This window comes from Amycolatopsis sp. VS8301801F10 (assembly GCF_046195355.1).
Lineage (GTDB): Bacteria > Actinomycetota > Actinomycetes > Mycobacteriales > Pseudonocardiaceae > Amycolatopsis.
In genome coordinates this window covers 1,321,060-1,341,839 of the sequence record NZ_CP176065.1, presented here as the reverse complement: position 1 = coordinate 1,341,839, position 20,780 = coordinate 1,321,060, and the positions used below count along the sequence as shown (strand labels likewise).

The 20,780-nt window shown below is 69.5% G+C and carries 20 protein-coding genes; 14 read left to right on the top strand and 6 right to left on the bottom strand.

Annotated features, from left to right (window positions below; translation table 11 throughout):
* Position 1 precedes the first annotated feature (1 nt).
* On the bottom strand, positions 2-739 hold the full coding sequence (locus F9C11_RS06505) for a FadR/GntR family transcriptional regulator (RefSeq protein ID WP_409184001.1): 738 nt from the start codon (positions 737-739) through the stop codon (positions 2-4).
* Positions 740-813: 74 nt separating this feature from the next.
* On the opposite strand from F9C11_RS06505, the gene F9C11_RS06500 reads away from it, so the two are divergent.
* From F9C11_RS06500 to F9C11_RS06465, 8 genes are all read left to right on the top strand, one after another.
* Positions 814-2,304 (top strand): ABC transporter substrate-binding protein, encoded by a 1,491-nt coding sequence (locus F9C11_RS06500; protein ID WP_409184000.1) that lies wholly within the window; start codon positions 814-816, stop codon positions 2,302-2,304.
* 70 nt (positions 2,305-2,374) lie between these two features.
* A complete protein-coding gene (locus F9C11_RS06495) occupies positions 2,375-3,319 on the top strand; it encodes an ABC transporter permease (protein WP_409183999.1) in 945 nt (314 codons plus the stop codon).
* Complete coding sequence (locus F9C11_RS06490) at positions 3,319-4,134, top strand: ABC transporter permease (RefSeq protein ID WP_409183998.1); 816 nt, start codon at positions 3,319-3,321, stop codon at positions 4,132-4,134. The genes F9C11_RS06495 and F9C11_RS06490 overlap by 1 nt, the downstream gene beginning before the upstream one ends.
* Complete coding sequence (locus F9C11_RS06485) at positions 4,131-4,865, top strand: ABC transporter ATP-binding protein (RefSeq protein ID WP_409183997.1); 735 nt, start codon at positions 4,131-4,133, stop codon at positions 4,863-4,865. The genes F9C11_RS06490 and F9C11_RS06485 overlap by 4 nt, the downstream gene beginning before the upstream one ends.
* A complete protein-coding gene (locus F9C11_RS06480; protein WP_409183996.1) occupies positions 4,862-5,629 on the top strand; it encodes an ATP-binding cassette domain-containing protein in 768 nt (255 codons plus the stop codon). Before F9C11_RS06485 ends, F9C11_RS06480 begins: the two co-directional genes overlap by 4 nt.
* Positions 5,622-7,046, top strand: a complete 1,425-nt coding sequence (locus F9C11_RS06475) for an aldehyde dehydrogenase family protein (protein WP_409183995.1) — start codon at positions 5,622-5,624, stop codon at positions 7,044-7,046. Before F9C11_RS06480 ends, F9C11_RS06475 begins: the two co-directional genes overlap by 8 nt.
* Entirely contained in the window at positions 7,043-7,801 is a 759-nt protein-coding gene (locus tag F9C11_RS06470; RefSeq protein WP_409183994.1) for an SDR family NAD(P)-dependent oxidoreductase, read from the top strand. The genes F9C11_RS06475 and F9C11_RS06470 overlap by 4 nt, the downstream gene beginning before the upstream one ends.
* A gap of 15 nt (positions 7,802-7,816) precedes the next feature.
* The gene (locus tag F9C11_RS06465; protein WP_409183993.1) at positions 7,817-9,202 is read left to right on the top strand and encodes an amidase; all 1,386 of its coding nucleotides are present in this window, start codon (positions 7,817-7,819) and stop codon (positions 9,200-9,202) included.
* A 7-nt stretch (positions 9,203-9,209) separates the two neighbouring features.
* On the opposite strand, the gene F9C11_RS06460 is transcribed toward F9C11_RS06465, so the two are convergent.
* On the bottom strand, positions 9,210-9,959 hold the full coding sequence (locus tag F9C11_RS06460; protein WP_409183992.1) for an IclR family transcriptional regulator: 750 nt from the start codon (positions 9,957-9,959) through the stop codon (positions 9,210-9,212).
* A gap of 86 nt (positions 9,960-10,045) precedes the next feature.
* Between F9C11_RS06460 and F9C11_RS06455 the strand changes: the two genes are divergently transcribed.
* Together F9C11_RS06455 and F9C11_RS06450 are read left to right on the top strand one after the other, a co-directional pair.
* Positions 10,046-11,368: an MFS transporter gene (locus F9C11_RS06455; protein ID WP_409183991.1), complete on the top strand. Its 1,323-nt coding sequence runs from the start codon at positions 10,046-10,048 to the stop codon at positions 11,366-11,368.
* A gap of 13 nt (positions 11,369-11,381) precedes the next feature.
* Positions 11,382-12,779, top strand: a complete 1,398-nt coding sequence (locus tag F9C11_RS06450) for an acyl-CoA synthetase (RefSeq protein WP_409183990.1) — start codon at positions 11,382-11,384, stop codon at positions 12,777-12,779.
* A gap of 41 nt (positions 12,780-12,820) precedes the next feature.
* Here F9C11_RS06450 and F9C11_RS06445 read toward each other — a convergent pair whose 3' ends face one another.
* Both F9C11_RS06445 and F9C11_RS06440 read right to left on the bottom strand, forming a co-directional pair.
* Positions 12,821-13,681, bottom strand: a complete 861-nt coding sequence (locus tag F9C11_RS06445; RefSeq protein WP_409183989.1) for an HpcH/HpaI aldolase/citrate lyase family protein — start codon at positions 13,679-13,681, stop codon at positions 12,821-12,823.
* Positions 13,678-14,748 (bottom strand): CoA ester lyase, encoded by a 1,071-nt coding sequence (locus tag F9C11_RS06440; protein WP_067578441.1) that lies wholly within the window; start codon positions 14,746-14,748, stop codon positions 13,678-13,680. The genes F9C11_RS06445 and F9C11_RS06440 overlap by 4 nt, the downstream gene beginning before the upstream one ends.
* 419 nt (positions 14,749-15,167) lie before the next feature.
* Between F9C11_RS06440 and F9C11_RS06435 the strand changes: the two genes are divergently transcribed.
* Genes F9C11_RS06435 through F9C11_RS06425 form a run of 3 tightly spaced genes read left to right on the top strand, consistent with a single transcriptional unit; the run spans position 15,168 to position 17,466 of the window.
* Complete coding sequence (locus F9C11_RS06435; RefSeq protein ID WP_344282138.1) at positions 15,168-15,830, top strand: hypothetical protein; 663 nt, start codon at positions 15,168-15,170, stop codon at positions 15,828-15,830.
* Positions 15,831-15,871: 41 nt separating this feature from the next.
* The gene (locus F9C11_RS06430; protein ID WP_409183988.1) at positions 15,872-16,522 is read left to right on the top strand and encodes an SDR family oxidoreductase; all 651 of its coding nucleotides are present in this window, start codon (positions 15,872-15,874) and stop codon (positions 16,520-16,522) included.
* A complete protein-coding gene (locus F9C11_RS06425) occupies positions 16,522-17,466 on the top strand; it encodes a ribose-phosphate diphosphokinase (protein WP_409183987.1) in 945 nt (314 codons plus the stop codon). The genes F9C11_RS06430 and F9C11_RS06425 overlap by 1 nt, the downstream gene beginning before the upstream one ends.
* On the opposite strand, the gene F9C11_RS06420 is transcribed toward F9C11_RS06425, so the two are convergent.
* The gene (locus F9C11_RS06420; RefSeq protein WP_409183986.1) at positions 17,467-18,768 is read right to left on the bottom strand and encodes a D-arabinono-1,4-lactone oxidase; all 1,302 of its coding nucleotides are present in this window, start codon (positions 18,766-18,768) and stop codon (positions 17,467-17,469) included.
* A gap of 101 nt (positions 18,769-18,869) precedes the next feature.
* On the opposite strand from F9C11_RS06420, the gene F9C11_RS06415 reads away from it, so the two are divergent.
* Positions 18,870-20,057, top strand: coding sequence for an amino acid deaminase/aldolase (locus tag F9C11_RS06415; protein ID WP_409183985.1), 1,188 nt, complete (start codon positions 18,870-18,872; stop codon positions 20,055-20,057).
* A 14-nt stretch (positions 20,058-20,071) separates the two neighbouring features.
* Here the strand turns inward: F9C11_RS06415 and F9C11_RS06410 are convergent, their stop codons facing one another.
* Positions 20,072-20,731, bottom strand: coding sequence for a TetR/AcrR family transcriptional regulator (locus F9C11_RS06410; RefSeq protein ID WP_409183984.1), 660 nt, complete (start codon positions 20,729-20,731; stop codon positions 20,072-20,074).
* Positions 20,732-20,780: the final 49 nt, after the last annotated feature.

Below are 20,780 nucleotides of genomic sequence, written 5' to 3'. Positions count from 1 at the left end.
CTCAGGTCAGCAGCGGAGTGAGCAGCGTGCGCTGGCCCTTCGGCACGTATTCCGCGTAATTGTCATACAGCGCTTGCCGCGCCAGCCGCGCCGCCGACTTCCCGTCGGCGGCGCGGATCGCGTTCAGCACCTCTTCGTGGTGCCGCAGCCACGAGCGCATCAGCGTGCCGCGGTCGTTGGCGTGGCTGAGTTTGTCCTCGATCAATTCCAGCACCACCCCGCGGACCACTTCTCCGCTCACGACCAACAGCGGATTCCGTGACACGCGGGCAATTACGTCGTGGAATGCGACGTCCGCGCGGCTGAATTCGGCGTATCCGTCCGCCGCCGCCATTCCTTCCAACGCGCCGTCGAGCGCGGTCAAATCCTCGGCGGTGCGCAGTTCCGCGGCCAGCAGGTGCGACGAACCGTCCAGCACCATCCGGAATTGCAGCAATTCCGCGAGCCCGACGTGTTCCGCCCGGGCCAGCCGGTGCATCGACCGGTGCAAGGCTGCCGGAGACGCGGCGAGCACCTCGGGTCCGCGCGGATCGCCCGGGCGCGAGCGGATCAGCTCGGCGGCCTGCAGCACCCGCAGCGCCTCGCGCACGGTCGACCGGCCGACGCCGAACTGCGTCATCAGCTCCCGTTCCCCGGGCAGCCGCTCGCCGGGTTTGAGGCGGCCGCTGACCACGGCCTCCTCGATCTGCTCGACGATCCGCTCGTAGGCGCGGACCGGAGCCACCGGTTCGAACTTCATCTTGACCTCGGTGTCTGCCGGATGCGAACCTGCCTAGGTTACTGGTCAGACCAGTGTACTGAGCAGGAGGCGGAATGAAAGCCCGGAGCACTGCCGCGGCACTCGCGCTGCTGCTCGTGACGTCCGGCTGCTCGGCAGGTTCCAGCGCGAGCGTTTCCCCAGGTCCGGACACGCTTTCCGTCGGCTACTCGGCGGAGCCGGCGAACTTCGACTTCACCCGTTCCGACGGCGTGGCCATTCCGCAGGCGCTGCTCTACAACGTCTACGAGGGTCTGGTGAAGCTCGATCCGCAGGGCCGGATCGTGCCGCTGCTCGCGGAGTCCTGGACGATCAGCCCGGACCGCAAGACCTACGACTTCCAGCTGCGGCCGGGCGTCAAGTTCAGCAACGGAGCGCCGTTCACCGCCTCCGACGTCCAGTTCTCGCTGATGCGCGTGAAGACCGACTGGACGATCTCGCTCAAGTCGGCGATGGACGTCGTGGACCATGTCGAGGTCGTCGCTCCGGATCACGCTCGCGTCGTGCTGTCGAAGCCCAGCAACGGCTGGCTGTTCAGCCTCACCAGCCGGCTCGGCGCGATGTTCAGCCCGACCGGTGTCGCGGATCTGGCGAACCATCCGGTCGGCACCGGACCGTACGAGGTCGCGTCACGGCGGCGGGGCGATTCCATTGTGCTGCGGCAGAATCCGCAGTATTGGGGACGGAAACCGGCGTATCGCACGGTCGTGCTGAAGTATTTCGCCGATCCGACCTCGCTCAACAACGCCTTGCTGTCCAACGGAATCGACGTGATCTCCACTCTCACATCGGCCGATTCGATCCCGCAGTTCCAGGGCGACGACCGGTTCACCGTGCAGCAGGGCACCACGAACAGCGAGGTCACGCTGGCCTTCAACGGCCGCCGCGCGCCGCTGAACGACGTGCGCGTCCGCCGCGCGCTCACTTACGCCATCGACCGGAAAGCCGTGCTGGACCTGGTTTTCAGCGGTCGCGGCACGCTCATCGGCAGCATGGTTCCGCCGACTGACCCGTGGTACGAGGACTTGTCGAAGGTCTATTCGTACGACCCGGCGAAGGCGAAGCAGCTGCTCGCCGAAGCGGGCGTGCACGATCTCAAGCTGCGGCTGCGGATTCCGAACCTGCCGTACGCGGTGTCGGCGGCGCAGGTGGTGCAATCGCAGCTGGCGGACGTCGGGGTCACCGCGACGATCGAGCCGCTCGACTTCCCGGCGGTGTGGCTCAAGCAGGTCTTCACCGACCACGACTACGACCTGTCGATCATCCAGCACGTCGAAGCCCGCGACATCTCGTCGTTCGGAAAACCGAAGTACTACTGGGGTTACGACAACAAGCGCGTGCAGCAGCTGCTCGCCGCGGCGGACAGCGGCACCCCGCAGGAGCAGGTGAGCGACATGAAGGAGGTCGCGCGGCAGCTGAACGCCGACGCGGCCGCGGACTGGCTGTTCCTGTTCCCGAACGTCGTGGTCGCCAAGAAGAAGGTGACCGGGCTCGCGCGCAATCAGGTCAGCGAATCCTTCGACCTGACTGGGGTGAGGCCGGCATGAGCACATCATCGCGACAGCTTGCTCATGTCGCCGATTGGGTGCGGGTATCCCGCAAGACACTGAGGCCGGCATGACCGCGCGCGTGCTGCGGCGGGTGGCCGTGTTCGCGGTGAGCCTGTTCGTGGCGTCCATCGTGGTGTTCCTGTTCATGGCGGTGCTGCCGGGCGATCCGGCGCAGGTCGCGCTGGGCGTGAACGCGACGCCGGAGCTGCTCGCGAAGACCCGCGCCGAATTCGGCATCGACCGGCCGCTGGTCGAGCAGTACCTGAGCTGGATGGGCGGGGTACTGCACGGCGATTTCGGCCGGTCGTATGTCACGCGCGAGGCGATCAGCCCGCAGCTGGTGGACCGGCTCGGCGTCACGTTGTGGCTGGTCGGCGCGGGAATGCTCGTCGCGCTGGTGATCGCCCTTCCGGCGGGCGCGTTCGCCGCGGTGCGGCACCGGAAGGCCAGCGGCGTCGCGGTTTCCGGGTTGTCGCAGGTCGGCGTGGCGATCCCGGCGTTCCTCGCGGGCATCGTCCTGGTGCAGATTTTCTCCGTCCAGCTGCGCTGGCTGCCGAGCGGCGGATGGACGCCGCCGAACCAGGACGCGGGCGAGTTCCTGCGCGGACTGATCCTCCCGGCGTTGTCGCTCGGCCTGGTGCAGGGCGCGGTGCTCACCCGGTACGTCCGCTCGGCGGTGCTCGACACGCTCGGCCAGGACTACCTGCGCACCGCCCGCTCCAAGGGTCTTTTGCCTGGTCAAGCCCTGTTCCGGCATGGGCTGCGCAACGCGTCCGTCCCGGTGGTCACCGTGCTCGGCCTGCAGCTGACGACGCTGCTGATCGGCGCGGTCGTGGTGGAGCGGGTGTTCGTGCTGCCCGGCCTCGGCAGCATGCTGCTGGACGCGGTCGCGAGGCGCGATCTGCTGACCGTGCAAGGGATCGTGCTGGTGCTGGTGGCCGGGGTGCTGCTGGTGAACTTCGTGGTCGACGTGCTGTATTCGGTGCTCGACCCGAGACTGCGGGGGTCCTGATGCGCCGCAACGGAAATCTCCTGCTCGGCGGGATCCTGGTCGCGCTCGTGGTGCTGGCCGCGCTGGTGTCGTTCGTCTGGACGCCGTACGACCCGGTGCAGGTCAACGCGGCGGACCGGCTGCTCGGCTTCTCCGCGGACCACCTGTTCGGGACGGACAAATTCGGCCGCGACGTCTTCAGCCAGCTCCTCGTCGGTGCCAGGACCACGCTGTACGTCGGCGTGGTCGCGGTCGGCATCGCCGCGGTGCTCGGCACTCCGCTGGGCGTGCTGGCGGCGATGGCCCCGCGGTGGCTCGGCGAGTTCGTGATGCGGGTGAACGACCTGGTGCTCGCGTTTCCCGCGCTGCTGCTGGCGATCATGTTCGGCGCGGTCTTCGGCGCGGACACGCTCACCGCGATGGCCGCCATCGGCATCGCGACCATCCCGTCGTTCGCCCGGATCGCGCGCTCGGGCTCGTTGCAGGTGATGAGCAGCGAGTACGTGTTGGCGGCGCGGGCAGGCGGCCGGTCGCGGCCGCGGATCGCCTGGTCGCACGTGCTGCCGAACATCGGCGGGCTGCTGATCGTGCAGGCTTCGGTGTCGTTCGCGATCGCGGTGCTGGCCGAGGCGGCGTTGTCGTTCCTCGGCTTTGGCACTCGTCCGCCGACGCCGTCGTGGGGGCGGATGCTGCAGGAATCGCAGGAGCTGCTCACCGCGCATCCGCGGCTGGCGCTCGTGCCCGGCGTCGCGATCGCGGTGGCGGTGCTCGGCTTCAACCTTCTCGGCGACGGTCTGCGCGACCGTCTCGACCCCCGATTGGCGGCGCGAGTATGACGCTGACGGTGGAAAACCTGCGGGTCGCGGACCTGGTGCGGGGGATTTCGTTCGAGCTGGGCGCGGGCGAGCGGGTCGGGCTGATCGGCGAATCCGGGTCCGGGAAATCGCTCACCGCGCTGTCCGTGCTGGGCCTGCTTCCGGAAGGGCTGTCGGCCACCGGTTCGGTGCGGCTCGACGGCCGGGAGCTGCTCGGCGCGCCGGAAAAGGAGCTGTCCCGGTTGCGCGGCAACGGGATGGCGATGGTGTTCCAGGAGCCGATGACGGCGCTGAACCCGACGATGCGGATCGGACGGCAGGTCACCGAGCCGTTCCGGGTGCACGGCCGGCGCGGGCGTCCGGCGGAGGAACTGCTGGCCGCGGTGGGGTTGCCAGGGGTCGCGCGGGCGTATCCGCACCAGCTGTCCGGCGGGCAGCGGCAGCGGGTGGTGCTGGCGATCGCGCTGGCCAACGACCCGGCGCTGCTGATTTGCGACGAGCCGACCACCGCGCTGGACGTCACCGTGCAGGCGCAGATCCTCAGCCTGATTCGCGAGCGATTGTCGGCGGAGAGTTCGCTGCTGTTCATCACGCACGACCTGGCGGTGGTGGCGCAGATGTGCGACCGGGTGCTGGTGATGCTCGACGGGTCCATTGTGGAGCATGGCTCGACGCGGGAGGTGCTGACCGCGCCGAAACACGCGTACACGCAGCGGTTGCTGGCGGCGTCCGATCTGGAGGGCGCGCGATGATTTCCGTACGGGACTTGGAGCGGCGGTACGCGCGGCGGGACGTGCACGCGTTGCGCGGCGTAAGTTTCGAGGTTTCCGCTGGTGAACGGTTCGGGATCGTCGGCGAATCCGGTTCCGGGAAGTCCACGCTGGTCCGCCTGCTCGCCGCGCTGGACCGGCCGACCGCGGGCAAGGTCTCGTTCCAGGGCAAGCGGATCGACTCGCTGCCGGAGCGGAAGCTGCGGTTCCTCCGGCGGGAAATGCAGATCGTTTTCCAGGACCCGATGGGCTCGCTCGACCCGCGGATGCGCGTGCGGGACATCGTGTCCGAACCGCTCGGCCGCCGGTCGCCGGAGCGCGTCGCCGAGCTGCTGACCGCGGTCGGACTGCCCGAGGACGCGGCGATGCGGTACCCGCACCAGTTCTCCGGCGGGCAACGGCAGCGGATCTCGATCGCCCGCGCGCTCGCGCCGAATCCGAGCGTGCTGATCGCCGACGAACCGGTGAGCGCGCTGGACGTTTCGGTGCGCGCGCAGATCCTGGACCTGCTGGCCCGGCTGGTCGACGAGTTCTCGCTGACGCTGATTTTCGTCTCGCACGACCTCGGCGTGGTGCGGCACGTGTGCGACCGCGTCGCGGTGATGCGCCGGGGGGAGATCGTGGAAATCGGTGCGGTCGAACAGGTTTACGCGCAGCCGGAGCACGAGTACACCCGGGAGCTGCTGGCCGCAGCGCCGAATCTGCGGGCCGAGCTGGCGCGGTTGAAGGGAGAAACGGATGCCTGACTACCCGGACGGCCTGCCGATCGGCCCCGGCTGGGTGTCCACAGTGGATACCGCGGATGTCGTGTTTCCCTATGACGGCAGCGTGATCGGCACCGCGCCGGTCGGCACTGCTTCACTGGCTTCCCGGGCCATTGATGAAGCAGTAGCAGTGGTTCGCGAAGTGGCTTCGCTGCCTTCGCGAACTCGACGGACGTTGCTGAACGACGTGGCTTCGGCGGTGCGGGAGCGGCGGGCGGAGTTGGCGCAGCTGCTTGTGCTGGAGACGGGGAAACCCCTGGTCGACTGCCAGGTGGAGGTCGCGCGGACGATCGTCACCTGGGAGGCCGCGGCTGAGGAAGTGTCGCGGCTGCACGGCGAAACCGTGCCGCTCGACCTGCTGCCGTCCGGTGACGGGCTGGTCGGGTTCTGGAAGCGCAAGCCGATCGGGGTGGTTGTCGGCATCGCCGGATTCAACTACCCGCTGCTGCTGGCGTCGCACAAGATCGCTCCGGCCATTGCCGCGGGCTGTCCAGTGGTGGTGAAGCCGGCACCGCAAACCCCGTTGGCCACGCTGTGGCTGGTGCACCTCGTCCGCTCTTACACGGACTTGCCCGCGATGGTCCAGCTGGTCACCGGCGATGCTTCCGTCGGCTCGGCGCTGGTCACGGACCGGCGGATCGGTGCGGTGTCGTTCACCGGCTCGGCCGCCGTCGGTCACCAGATCGCCCGTGATGCCGCGCCGACGAAGACCCTGCTGGAGCTGGGCTCGAACGCCGCGCTGGTGGTCGCCGAGGACGCCGACCTCGATGCTGCCGCGGACGCCGTGCTGCGCGGCGGGTTCTACGCGTCCGGACAGGCCTGCATTTCCGTACAGCGAGTGCTGGCGGTGTCGTCCGTGGCCGCGGAGTTCACCGACAAGGTGCTCGCGCGGCTCGGTGAAGTGACCATTGGTGACCCACGTTCCCCGGAAACCCGCGTTTCAGCCCTGATCGACGAACGCTCCACCGCCCGGGTCGCCGAGTGGGTCGACAAAGCGATCGCGGCGGGCGCCCGGCTGCTGGCCGGTGGTTCGGTGCGGGACGGAGTGCTGGAGCCGACGGTGCTCGCGGACGTCCCGGACGGCGTCGAATGCTGGGACGAGGAGATCTTCGGCCCGGTCGTCTGCCTGCGCACAGTGTCCGATGTGGACGAAGCGTTCGCCGCGGTCAACGCGTCGCGGTACGGCTTGCACGCGAGCGTGTACAGCCGCTCGCTGAAGACCGCGTTCCGCGCGCTGGACGAGCTGGAGGTCGGCGGGGTAGTGGTGAACGAGGTGCCGGGTTTCCGGTCCGACACGATGCCCTACGGCGGGGTCAAGGATTCCGGGATCGGCCGCGAGGGGCCGCGATTCGCGGTGGAAGAGCTGACCGTGACCAGGATGGCGGTGCTGCGCCCGTGAATTACGCCGGACTGTTCCGAATGGACGGTCGCCGGGCCGTCGTGCTCGGCGCGGGAAGCGGGATCGGCCGGGAGGCTGCCCGAGCGTTGGCCGTGCACGGCGCGTCGGTGATCTGCGCGGACCGCGACGTCGCCGCGGCTCGGGAGACCGGTGTCGGCGAGCCGTACGAGATCGACCTGCTCGCTCCCGGTGCCATCGCCGCCGCTGCCGAGGAACTGGGACCGCTGGACGCCGTCGTGCTGACCGCGGGCACCAACGTCCGGAAACGCCTGCTGGACTACACGCGCGAAGAGTTCGACCGCGTGGTGGAGCTGAACCTAGGCGTTGCCTTCGAGGTGCTGCGCGCGTTCGGCGCACCGATGGTCGCGCAGGGCCGGGGAAGCATCATCGGCTTCTCCTCGATCCGCGGTACCACCGTCGAACCCGGCCAAGGACCGTACGCGGCAACGAAGGGCGGCCTTGTGCAGCTTTTCCGCACTGCGGCCGCTGAGTTCGGACCGTCCGGCGTACGCGTCAACGCCATCGCCCCTGGCGTCGTAGAGACACCGTTGACCGCACAGATCAAAGCGCGCCCCGACTGGTACGACGCGTACGCGCAGAAGGGCGCCCTCGGCCGCTGGGCGCGCGCGGACGAACTGGCCGGCGCCGTCGTGTACCTCGCTTCGGACGCTTCGACCTTCGTCACCGGCTCCGTCCTGGCTGTCGACGGCGGCTGGACCGCGGTCGACGGCCGTTTTGACCCACCCGCTTCGTGAATCGGAGGTTCCGCGATGACCGAGTTGGCCGACCTGACCGCTAACGAGCTGGTAGCCGGGTATCGCGCACAGACGTTCTCGCCGGTCGAAGTCACCGAAGCCGTCCTCGCCCGCATCGATGCCCGCGAACCCGAACTGCGCGCGCTGTACGCCTACGACGCTGCTTCAGCGCGCGAAGCAGCGAAGGCGTCCGAAGCACGCTGGCACGCCGGCGAGCCCTCCGGCCCCATCGACGGGATCCCTCTGACCCTGAAGGAAAACATCGCCTCCGTCGGCGTCCCCACGCCGCTAGGCACCGCCGCGACCGCATTGAAGCCCGCTTCGGCCGACGCCCCCGCCGCTGCGCGCGTACGCGAGTCAGGCGCAGTACTGCTGGCGAAGACGACCATGCCCGACTACGGCATGCTCACCTCTGGCCTCTCGAGCTTCCACGCCGCTTCGCGCAACCCGTGGGACGTCACGCGCACCCCCGGCGGCTCTAGCGCCGGAGCCGCCTCCGCAGCCGCCGCGGGTTACGGCCCCCTGCACGTAGGCACCGACATCGGCGGCTCCATCCGCCTCCCCGCCGGCTGGTGCGGTTTGGTCGGCCTGAAACCCAGCTTCGGCCGCGTACCGGTCGACCCGCCCTTCCTCGGCCGCGTCGCCGGACCCCTGACCAGGACCGTCGCCGACACCGCCCTGCTGATGAGCGTCCTGGCCCAGCCCGACTCGCGGGACCACCTGAGCCTGCCCCCCGCTTCGATCGACTGGCTTTCCCTGCGCGGTTCCCTGACCGGCCTCCGCGTGGGCCTGCACCTCGACCCCGGCGTCGGCCTCCCCGTCGCCCCGGAGGTCGCCGACGCGGTCACCGCCGCCGCAGACCTGTTCGGGTCCGCCGGCGCACTCATCGAACCCGTCGCCCCGTTCCTGACCCGCGAACACCTGAACGGCCTGGACACCTTCTGGCGAGTCCGCGCCTGGTCGGACCTGGTCGCGCTGCCGGAGGAGCAACGCGCGAAAGTCCTGCCGTACATCGCGGAATGGGCCGCCGGGGGAGCGGACGCGTCCGGAGTGGACACTTACCGCGGTTTCGCCGCCATCGACGCGATCAGCGTGGCCGCCCTGCGCGCGACGGAACCGTACGACGTGGTCCTCTCGCCGACCTGCCCCGTCCTGCCGCCGCCCGCGGACTGGCCGTCTCCGACGAACGACCCGGCGCGCCCGTTCGAGCACATCGCGTTCACCGTGCCGTACAACATGTCCGGCCAGCCCGCGGTATCGCTGAACTGCGGCTACACCCCGGAGGGTTTGCCGATCGGACTGCAGATCGCGGGCCGCCGCTTCGAGGACCTGGAGGTGCTGCGAGTGGCGGCGGAATTCGAGAAGCTGCGCGGGGAACAGCGTCCTTGGCCGATCAGCTGAGCGGGCCTCAGTACGACAGGAACCGCTCGATCTCCGCTTTGGCGGCCAGCGCCTTCTCGCCGTACGTCGCGTAGAGGTCGGGCGTCAACCTCGTCGTCGGCCCGGAAATGCTGAAACAACCGCAGGTTTCGCCGTCCGCCGTCTTGAGCGCGACGGCGACCGCGGCGATGCCTTCGTGGAGTTCTTCGTTGGTGACCGCGTAACCGCGTCGCCGGATCTCCGCGACTTCCCGCCGGATGACGTCGGGGTCGGTGACGGTGTGGTCATTGACCTTGTGAAGACCGTTGTGCAGGAAGGATTCGACGGCCGCGTCGTCCAGTGAAGCCAGGTACGCCTTGCCGTTCGACGCCGCGTGCAGGGGAAGCCGCGTGCCCAGCTGGAGAAACGCGCGAAGCTGATGCGGGCTGTCCAGCCGTTCGATCAGCACCATCGCGTCGTCGTCGGGGACCGTCAGGTGGATGGTCTCGCGAGTGTCGCTCTGCAGCCGGCTCAAAACCGGCAGCGCGATCTCGCGCAACCGCGGTCCGGAGCTGACCGCGCTGCCGATGCTGAACGCCTTCCCGGTGATCACCCACCGGCCTTCCCCGTTCGGCTCCGGCCGGACCCAGCCCGCGTCGGCGAGCGTTTTGAGGCAGCGCTGCACCGTGCTCTTGGGGACCTCGAGCCGGCGCGCGAGTTCGCTCAACCCGGCCGGTTGCGCCGCGGCGACCGCCTCGAACACCCGCAACGCAGTGAGCACGCTGTTCACGTTCGCCACCCCTTGACCTTCGGTGATCCCGTTCATACGCTACCGGTCCACATAGTAGTCCATCGATCCGCATTGTGGACCACAGTGAGGTGGTCATGACAACGATCAAGGAAGCCGACGGCGAACGGCCCCGCGCCGGCCAGGCCGATCCGAGCCCGCCTGCCCGGATGAACCGCGCCCAGCGCAACGCGTTCTGGGGATCATTCGGCGGCTGGGCGATGGACGGGTTCACGCTCGCGATGTTCGGCCTGGTGCTCGCGCCGACGCTGAGCGAACTGCTCCCGCCGTCCGGCATCGCCCCGAACGTGGCGAACGTCGGTTTCTACGGCCAGCTCAGCGGCGCGCTGTTCCTCGCCGGATGGGGCTGCTCGTTCATCTGGGGCCCGATCGCGGACCGCTTCGGCAGGCGGCCGGCGATGATCGGCAGCATCCTGCTCTTCTCGGTGTTCACCGCGCTGGCCGGGTTTTCGACGAACGTCTGGGCCTGGATGGCGTTCCGGTTCCTGTGCGCGGTCGGGATCGGCGGCGAATGGGCGATGGCGGCCACGCTGGTCGCGGAAGCGGTGCCCGAGCGGCTCCGGGTCAAGCTCGGCGGGGTGCTGCATTCGGCCAACTACGTCGGCCAGCTGCTGACGGCCGTGATCTACCTGGCCTTCGGCCAGCAGCTCGGCTGGCGCGGACTGTTCCTGCTGGGCATCGTGCCCGCGCTGCTCGTGCTGTTCATCCGGCGGAACACGAAGGAGCCGGAAAAGTGGGCGGCACAGGCCGAAACCGCCCGGCGGACGTCGTTGCTCGCCCCGCTGCGCAACATCATGAGCCGCGGCTACCGGCGGCGGACCATCGGCAATCTGCTGCTGCTCGGGGCCTGCGTGATCGGCTTGTGGGCCACGGCCACCTACGTGCCGACCGCGGTGACGACGCTGGCCAAGGAGACCGGCACGAGTCACGGTCCCCAGCTCGCCAGCCTCGCGGCCGCGATCTCGGCGATCTTCACGGTCGTCGGCTGCATCGGCACGCCATGGCTCGCCGACAAGCTCGGCCGCCGGGGAGCGCTGGCGTTGTTCTTCGCGCTGATGACGGTCGGCATCGTCGGGACTTACGGCATCGCGTACCCGCTGGGGAATCTGCCGCTGCTTTTCGTGTTCCTGCCGATCCTCGGCCTCGGCGGGGCCAACTTCGCGGTGTTCACCGTGTGGCTGCCCGAGCAGTACCCGACGTTGTTCCGGGCCACCGCGTTCGCGTTCACCACCACGATCTCCCGCTGGTTCGCGGCCGTCGGCACGTTCGTGCTCGGCGTCGCGATCCGCGGACTGGGTTCGCTCGCCGTGCCGCTGGCGTCCACCGCCGCCGTGTTCGTCGTCGGCCTGCTCCTGCTCCCGCTGGTCCCCGAGACCCGCAACAAACCACTGCCCGAGTGAGGACGAAAAACCAGTGAAGGACACCAACCAGCCCCTGCTGACCGCCTTGGCGACCGGTTCCGCGGACGGCCCGTTCGTCCGGGTCGGCGATTCCTCGATGTCGCTCGGCGCACTGCGCGGGGCCGCCGCCGCGGTCGCGGACCGGATCGCCGGGGCCGGCCGGGTCGCCGTCAACGCGACCGCGAGCCTGGAAACGATCGTCGCCGTGGTGGGCTGCCTGACCTCGGGCGTGCCGGTGGTCCCGGTCCCGCCGGACTCGGGACCGGCCGAGCGACGGCACGTCCTGGCCGACTCCGGCGTCCAGCTCTGGCTGGGCGACGCGCCGGGCGACGTCGAACTCCCGGTCGTGCCGATCGACGTCTCCGCGCGCTCCGCGACGAGCTATCCAGAACCTGCCGCCGAAAGCCCGGCGTTGATCGTCTACACCTCAGGCACGACCGGAGCCCCGAAGGGCGTCGTGCTCTCGCGCTCGGCCATCGCCGCGTGCCTGGACGCGTTGAGCGACATGTGGGGCTGGACCGCCGAAGACACCTTGGTGCACGGGCTTCCGCTGTTCCATGTCCACGGCCTGGTGCTGGGCGTCCTCGGTGCGTTGCGCGTCGGCTCGCCGCTGACGCACACCGTGCGGCCGAAACCCGCGGCTTACGCGGAAGCGCGGGGCTCGCTGTATTTCGGAGTTCCGACCGTGTGGTCCCGGGTGTGCGCGGAGCCGTCCACCGCGCGGGCGCTGAGGTCCGCCCGATTGCTCGTGTCGGGAAGCGCGCCGCTGCCCAAGCCGGTCTTCGAAAAACTGGCGGGACTCACCGGGTCCGCGCCGATCGAACGCTACGGGATGAGCGAAACGTTGATCACCCTCAGCACCCGGCACGACGGCGAGCGGCGGCCGGGCTGGGTCGGCTTGCCGCTGCCCGCCGTTCGAACCCGGCTGCGCGACGATCGCGGGGAACCGGTTCGCCGCGACGGGCAGAGCCTCGGGCAGCTGCAGGTGTCCGGCCCGACGCTTTTCGACGGATATCTGGGATTGCCGGGCAAAACCGCGGAGTCGTTCACCGAGGACGGCTGGTTCCGGACCGGCGACATCGCCGTCGTCGACTCCGGCGGGTTTCACCGGATCGTGGGTCGCGAGTCGGTCGACCTCATCAAATCGGGTGGTTACCGCATCGGCGCCGGGGAGGTGGAACACGCGTTGCTGGCCCACCCCGGTGTGCGCGAAGCGGCAGTGGTCGGGGTTCCGGACGACGACCTCGGGCAGCGAATCGTCGCCTACGTGGTCGGAGACGGCCTCGACGGCGCCACGGTGACGGAGTTCGTGGCCGGGACCTTGTCCGTCCACAAGCGACCGCGCGAGGTGCGGATCCTGGAAGCCCTGCCGCGCAACGCGATGGGGAAGGTGCAGAAAAACCTGCTCTGAGCAGGTTCAAGGCGAGTGCGGCGACGGGGAGTCCGTCGCCGTCACTTCGCCCCGATCGCCTCCGCCAGCGCGAGCACCCGGCGGGCGTTCTCCACGTGCAGGTTCTCGATCATCCGCCCGTCCACCGTCACCACACCGCGGCCCGCAGCCGAAGCTTCCTCGAACGCCGCGATGATCCGTTTCGACCGGTCGATCTCCTCCTCCGACGGCGCGAAGATCCGGTTGCACGGCTCCACCTGCGAGGGATGGATCAACGTCTTCCCGTCGAACCCGTACTGCCGCCCCTGCAAGCATTCCGCCTCGAAGCCTTCAGCGTCCTTGACGTCGTTGTAGACCCCGTCCAGGATCACCTTCCCGGTCGCGCGCGCGGCCAGCAGGCACAGCGAAAGCCCGCCCAGCAACGGTCCCCGGCCCGGCACGAACTCCGCGTGCAGTTCCTTCGCCAGGTCGTTCGTGCCCATCACCAGCACGGTCAGCCGTTCCGACGCCCCCGCGATCTCTTCCGCGTGCAGCATCGCGACCGGCGTCTCCACCATCGCCCAGATCTTCGTGTGCTCCGGTGCTCCGCCGAGTTCCAGCGCGCGCTCGATGTTGTGCACTTCAGCCGCCGAGTTCACCTTCGGCACCACCACCGCGGCGGGACCGGCGGCCGCGGCGGCGCGCAGGTCTGCGTCGTGCCATTCGGTGTCCAGGCCGTTGACCCGGATCGTCACCTCGCGCGAGCCATAGGTGCCGACCGCGGCGCAGACCCGTTCCCGTGCGGCTTCCTTCGCATCGGGCGCGACGGCGTCTTCCAGATCCAGGATCAACGCGTCCGCCGGAAGCGTCTTCGCCTTTTCCAGCGCGCGTTCGTTCGCGCCGGGCATGTACAGCACGGACCGCCGCGGGCGGAGTTCGGTCATGACTGGATCTCCTTCGTCGCGGCGTCGTACGCGGCGGCCAGTTCGGGGTCGGTCGCGGCCAGTTCGTCCGCCAGTTCCACGACCACCCGGCACTGCTTGACCGAGGCGTCGTCCTGCATTTTCCCGTCGATCATCACCGCGCCGGTGCCGTCGCCCATCTCGGCGATCACGCGGCGGGCCCAGGCGACATCGGCGGGGGACGGGGAGAAAACCTTCTTCGCGATGTCGATCTGCACCGGGTGCAGGCTCCACGCGCCGACGCAGCCGAGCAGGAACGCGTTGCGGAACTGGTCCTCGCAGGCCACCACGTCGCGGATGTCCCCGAACGGCCCGTAGTACGGCAGGATTCCGTTCATCGCGCACGCGTCGACCATCCGCGCGACCGTGTAGTGCCAGAGGTCCTGCTGATATGTCGTCCGGCCCTCGTTGAGATCTTCGCCGACCGGGTCGGTGCGCACCAGGTAACCCGGGTGCCCGCCGCCGACGCGGGTCGTCTTCATCCGGCGGCTCGCGGCCAGGTCGGCCGGGCCCAGCGAGATGCCCTGCATGCGCGGCGACGCGCCGGCGATCTCCTCGACGTTCGCCACGCCGCTCGCCGTTTCCAGGATCGCGTGCACCAGCAGCGGTTCCGTCAGCCCGGCCCGCGCTTCCAGCTGCGCCAGCAACCGGTCGACGTAGTGAATGTCCTGCGCGCCTTCGACCTTCGGGATCATGATCACGTCGAGCTTGTCGCCGATCTCGGTGACCAGCGTGATCAGGTCGTCCAGCACCCACGGCGAGTCGAGGCTGTTCACCCGCGTCCACAGCTGCGTGCGGCCGAAGTCCGTCGCCTTCGCGATCGACACCAGTCCGGCGCGCGCGGCTTCCTTGCGATCGGCGCGGACCGCGTCCTCCAGGTTGCCGAGCAGCACGTCGGTCTTCTTCGCGAGGTCAGGGACCTTCGCGGCCATCTTTTCGTTGCCGGGGTCGAAAAAGTGGATCATGCGCGACGGCCGCACCGGGATCTGCCGCGGCGGTTGCGGCGCTCCGACGGCGAGCGGGGCGAAGAAGTCCTTCGGCGAGCGCATCCTGGTCCTCCCGGCGGGTACTTGACCGACGGGTAACCCTAAACCGGAGACGGGAACCCCCGCTGCGGCGAAGCTCACCCGCCATCCGGGTGAGGCCCGTGACCAGCGAAAGTCCACTGTGGAACCGCGTTGATTAGGCCGATCGGAGTAAGCAACTGCGCCGCTTGCCTCGCCTCCAGCGGAGTGGCGCGCCACCCGGCGGACGCGCTCTGTGTGCACCACTCACCCCGGTCTCACTCGGTTGGCCGCACGGTCGGGCTGAAGTCGAACGACCGCCTACCGACCGGTCACCGACCGCTGAGCGCCGCCGATCGCACGCGGCCGGGCAACCCGGAGACCTCGCGACTTTGCCCTGGTACTCAGTTCATGTACCGGTTTTCGCCGGTCATGAGGAACAGGTGCTTGAAGGAGGCGGACTCGTGGCGGCTACCCCACAGAACACCGAGCGCTCGACGGTCGCCGGCGGTGCGAAGCGCAGCCGGACGACGGCGAGCCGGGTGCTGCCGCCGATCGAGCTCCCCGCGAGCGTCGACGAGCTGGCGCGCAAGGCCGCGGCCCTGCTGGGCTGGAACGGCGTGGTGCTGCCCGCGACGACGCTGCTCGGCCGCAAGGTCAGCATCGTCGCGAAGCTCAAGACCGACGTGCACGCGGAGCGGATCGCGATGGGTGTCGGTCCCGTCGCCGATCGCGCCCTCGTCGACACCTGGACCTGGCCAGAGCTGGCCGCGACCGCACCCGCGCCGGCCGCCGAGATCATCGGCGTCCTCGCGGTCGCCCGGCACTGGCGGACCGCGATGGCCTCCGCGGTGCCCTTCTCGCGCTACGGCGAGGCCGCGATGGTTCTTCCATCGCCTGCCGTGCTGACCGACGACTACGTGACGAACTGCCTGCCGCGGGCCCGCGCCTACGGTCTCGCGGTCGTCACCGCCGACCCGTACGCCACCACGGACCTCGACCTCGACACCCACCACGACCGGGTGCTGCTGCAGGAGGACCCGGTATCGCGCTGGGTCAACGAGATGGCCTACGACCTGCTGCTGCGCGAGGACGCCGACGCCCCGGTGCCCGCCGAGGCGGACTGAAGCACCGGCGTCGGGCCGGGCGCGGCGATAGAGTCGGGCGCATGCGAGTCGTCATCGCTGGCGGACACGGCCAGATCGCCCTGCACCTGGAAAAGCTGCTCGCGCAGCGGCACGACGCGCCGGTCGGCATCGTGCGCAACCCCGACCACGAGGCCGACCTGACCGCGGTCGGCGCCGAGACGGTCGTGCTCGACCTCGAAAAGTCCGATGTGGACGCGGTCGCCAAGGCGCTCGAAGGCGCGGACGCCGCGGTGTTCTCCGCCGGTGCCGGCCCGGGCAGCGGCGAGGGCCGCAAAGACACCGTCGACCGCGGCGCGGCCGTGCTGTTCGCCGAAGCGGCGGAGCGGGCGGGCGTCCGCCGGTTCATCCAGGTCGGCTCGATCAACGCGGACAAGGCCGACGACCCCGGCCACGAGCCGGTTTTCGCCGCCTACCTGCGGGCCAAGCGCGCCGCCGAGGAGGACCTCAAGGCCCGCGACCTCGACTGGACGATCCTGCGTCCCGGCCGCCTGACCAACGATTCCGGCACCGGCCGGGTGAAAATCGCGGAGAAGGTCGGGGGCGGGGCGATCCCGCGCGAGGATGTCGCCGCGGTGCTGCTGACGCTGCTCGACACCCCGGCGACCGCCCGGCGCACGCTGGAACTGGTCTCCGGCGACGATTCCATCGCCGACGCGGTGTCCCGGATCTGATGCGCGACATCGCGGTCTTCAGCGGCAGCGCGCACCCCGAACTCGCCGAGGAAATCTGCGCGAACCTGGGCGTTCCGCTGCTTCCGGTGGAGATCGACCGGTTCGCCAACGACTGTCTCCAGGTCCAGCTCCAGGCCAACTGCCGCGAGCGGGACGTCTTCCTGATCCAGCCGCTGGTCAAACCCGTGCAGGAAAACCTGGTCGAGCTGCTGCTGATGCTCGACGCGGCCCGCGGCGCCTCGGCCGCGCGCACCACCGTGGTGATGCCGCACTATTCGTACGCGCGCTCGGACAAAAAGGACGCGCCGCGGATCTCCATCGGCGGCCGGCTCGTCGCCGACCTGATGGTCACCGCGGGCGCGAACCGCGTGCTCACCATGACGCTGCACTCGCCGCAGGTGCACGGGTTCTTCAGCGTTCCGGTCGACCATCTGCACGCGCTGCACGAGCTGGCGCGGTACTTCCGGCAGTACGACCTCTCGGAAACCACGGTCGTGTCGCCGGATTTGGGCAACGCCAAGGAAGCCGCGCATTTCGCCCGGCTGCTCGGCACGAAGGTCGCGGCGGGCGCGAAACAGCGGTTCGCCGACGACCGCGTCGAGATCACGTCGGTGATCGGCGAGATCGCCGGACGCGACATCATCGTGCTGGACGACGAGATCGCGCGCGGCAGCACGGTGCTGGAACTGCTGGACCGGCTGCGCGAGCTGGGCGCGCGGACGATCCGGGTGGCCTGCACGCACGGGTTGTTCGCCGACGGCGCGCTCAAGCGGATCGGCGGGCAGGAGGACGTGCTGGAGATCGTCTGCACGAACACCGTGCCGGTGCCGGTCGAGGAACGCACGGAGAAACTGCGCATCCTGTCCATCGCCCCGGCGCTGGCCGAGGCGATGCGGCGAATCCACAATGGAGAGTCGGTCAGCTCGCTGTTCGAGCCGAACTGATCACGCGGTTCCGAGGACCCGGTCGAGGTAGGTGTTGGCGAACGTCCCGGCCGGGTCGCATTCCTTGCGGATCCGCAGGAAATCGTCGAAGTGCGGGTAGCGGGTGCGCAGCACGGAGGCGTCGAGGTCGTGCATCTTCCCCCAGTGCGGCCGTCCGCCGACCTGGCCCACGACGTTCTCGAACGCGGTGAAGTACTCGCGGTAGGGCATGCCGAGGAACTGGTGGATCGCGATGTAGGCGGAGTCGCGGCCGTTCGCGGTGGACAGCCAGATGTCGTCCGCGGCGGCCACCCGCACTTCGACCGGGAACGCCACCGGGTCTTTCAGCCGCGGCACCACTCCGCGCAGTTCGGCCAGCACGTCGAGCACCGATTCGCGCGGGACCGCGTACTCCGATTCCACGAACCGCACGCCGCGGTGGGTGACGAAAACGCGGTGCGAGAGGTCGCTGTACTCGCGCGGCGAGGACACCTGGGAGGCGAACGCGCCCAGCGGCCGCACCAGTTTCGGCACCGCGCGGCCGAGCCGGCACAGCCCGCCGAACGCGACGTTCTCGGTGAGTTCGTAGTCCACGAACTGCCGCAGGCGGGACAACGGTTTCCGCTCGGCGTCCAGCGGCAGCCGGTTGTTGCGCTTCACCAGCGCCTTGCTGCCGTAGGGAAACCAGTAGAACTCGAAGTGGTCGTTGTCCGCCGCGTTCTCGTCGAATCCGTCGAGGACCTGCTCCAGCGGCTCCGGACGCTCCTGCGCGGAGAGCGCAAAGGACGGTTCGCATTGGAGCGTCACCGTGCTGATCACGCCCAGCGCGCCGAGGCCGACGCGGGCGGCGTGGAACAGCTCCGGACGCTCGTCGGCCGCGCAGCGGACCAGCGAACCGTCCGCCAGCACCAGTTCCAGCGCGACGACCTGGGTCGAGATCCCGCCGAACCGCGCACCGGTGCCGTGCGTGCCGGTGGAAATCGCGCCCGCGATGGTCTGCGCGTCGATGTCGCCGAGATTCGTCATCGCCAGCCCGAGCGCGTCCAGCGCCGCGTTGAGAGCGCGCAAAGTGGTGCCGGAACGCACCGTGACCTGCTGCTTCTCCAGATCGGCGCGTTCGATGCCGGTCCACCCGGTCAGGTCGAGCGCGTCGGAATCGGCGGCCGCGATCGCGGTGAACGAATGCCCGCTGCCCCACGCCCGGACCCGGCGCCCGGCCTCGGAAACCCCGTGCACGACCTCGGCGATCCCGGCCGCGCTGCGCGGCCGGTGCACCCGCTGCGGGGTGGCCTTGGCCGTACCGGCCCAGTTGCTCCACGTCATTGCGGCACCTGTTCTTCGCTGGAAGGGTTCCCACGATAGATGCCGAAACCGTAAGTGAATAGTATTCGCGTTTCAAGCTTTGTTGTCGTACCGTAAGTGCCGTGACCACCTCAGCGCACGGGTACGACCTCGCGACGAAGGACCTGGATCCGCCGCTCGCGATCGTCGACCTGGACGCCTTCGACGCCAACGCCGACGACCTGCTGCGCCGGGCCGCGGGCAAGCCGATCCGGGTGGTCAGCAAGTCCGTGCGCTGCCGTGCGCTGCTGGAGCGAGTGCTCGCACGCGACGGCTTCGAAGGCTTGATGTGCTACTCGCTCGCCGAGGCCGTTTGGCACGCTGAGCTGGGCACTTCCGCCGACATCGTGGTCGCGTACCCGACCGCGGACCACGAAGCGCTCCGCCGCCTCGCGGCGAGCGAACGCGCTCGCGCGGCGGTCACGATCATGGTCGATTCGACCGAGCACCTCGACCTCGTCGACGCTGCGCTCGGTCACGGCCACCCGGACGTCCGCGTGTGCCTCGAACTCGACGCGTCCTGGCGTCCGCTGCCCGGCATGCACGTCGGCACCCGGCGTTCGCCGGTGTTCAAGCCGGCGCAAGCGGTCGCGCTCGCCCGCCGGATCGTGACGCGGCCGGGCTTCCGGCTCGTCGGGATGATGGCGTACGAGGGCCAGATCGCCGGGCTCGGCGACGCCGCCGGAAAAGGCCTGCAGAACCGGGTGGTCGGCTGGATGCAACGCCGTTCCGCGGCTGAGCTCGCCCGTCGCCGCGGTGCCGCGGTGCGGGCCGTGCGCGAGGTCGCTGACCTGGAGTTCGTCAACGGCGGCGGCACCGGGAGCATCGAGACCACCGGCGCGGAGGACGTGGTCACCGAGATCGCCGCCGGTTCCGGACTGCTCGCGCCGACGCTGTTCGACGGCTATTCGCACTTCCAGCCGCGCCCGGCCGCGTTGTTCGCGCTGCCGGTGGTGCGCCGTCCGGCGAAGAACGTCGCGACGCTGTACTCCGGCGGATACATCGCCTCCGGCCCGACCGGTCCGTCGCGCGAACCGTCGCCGTACTTGCCGGAAGGCTTGCGGCTGCTGGGTTTCGAAGGCGCCGGCGAGGTGCAGACGCCAGTGACCGGCGAGGCCGCGCGGACGCTCCGGCTCGGCGACCGGGTCTGGCTGCGGCACGCGAAAGCCGGGGAACTGGCCGAACGGTTCCTCGCCTACCACCTCGTCCGCGGCAGCCAGGTGGAGCGAACGGTCCCGACCTACCGCGGCGAGGGGCGGAACTTCGGCTGAGCGCGGGCCTCCGTTCAGTCGCCGAATTTGCTCGCCAGATACCCCTTCACCACGTGCTTGGCCTCGGCGACGATCCGCTCGTCGCCGTTCGGATCGCGGCGGAAGGCGAGTTTCAGCAGCGCGTCCGCCGTCTCGTTGGCGATCGCGATGGCGAACCGGAGTTCGTCGGCGGGCTGGTCGACGTGCCCGCGCAGGATTTCGACCAGGGAATCCGCGATGACCGAGTTGTTGTCGCGGTCGTCGGCCAGCAGCCGGACGTCGATCACGTCTCCGAAGTGGACCTTCGAAAACCCCGGCACCTCGCGGTGCATCCGCAGGTAGATGTCCAGCACCGAGTCGACGATGTTCCACCAGTGCTCGGGGCTCAGCTCCTGCAGCCGCTCGTTCACCGCGGCGACGAACCGTTCCAGATTCCGCTGCGTCAGCGCCTGCACGACCGCGCGTTTGTCCGGGAAGAACTGGTACAGCGACCCGACCGCGACGCCCGCGCGTTTGGCGATGAGCGTGGTGGTGAGCGCGTCGTAGCCCAGCTCGTCGATCAGCTCGGCGCTCGCGTCCAGCATCTGTTCCACCCGCCGGGCGCTGCGTTGCTGAACCGGCTTTCGCCGCAGCGGAGTGGGTTCAGCCTGGGTCTCGGCCACGTCGTTCCTCGGAGTCTCTCGCGATTCACTCATCTGATCTGGGACTTTAGCGCCCCGCGGGGCTTCCCCCGAGACGAGTGAC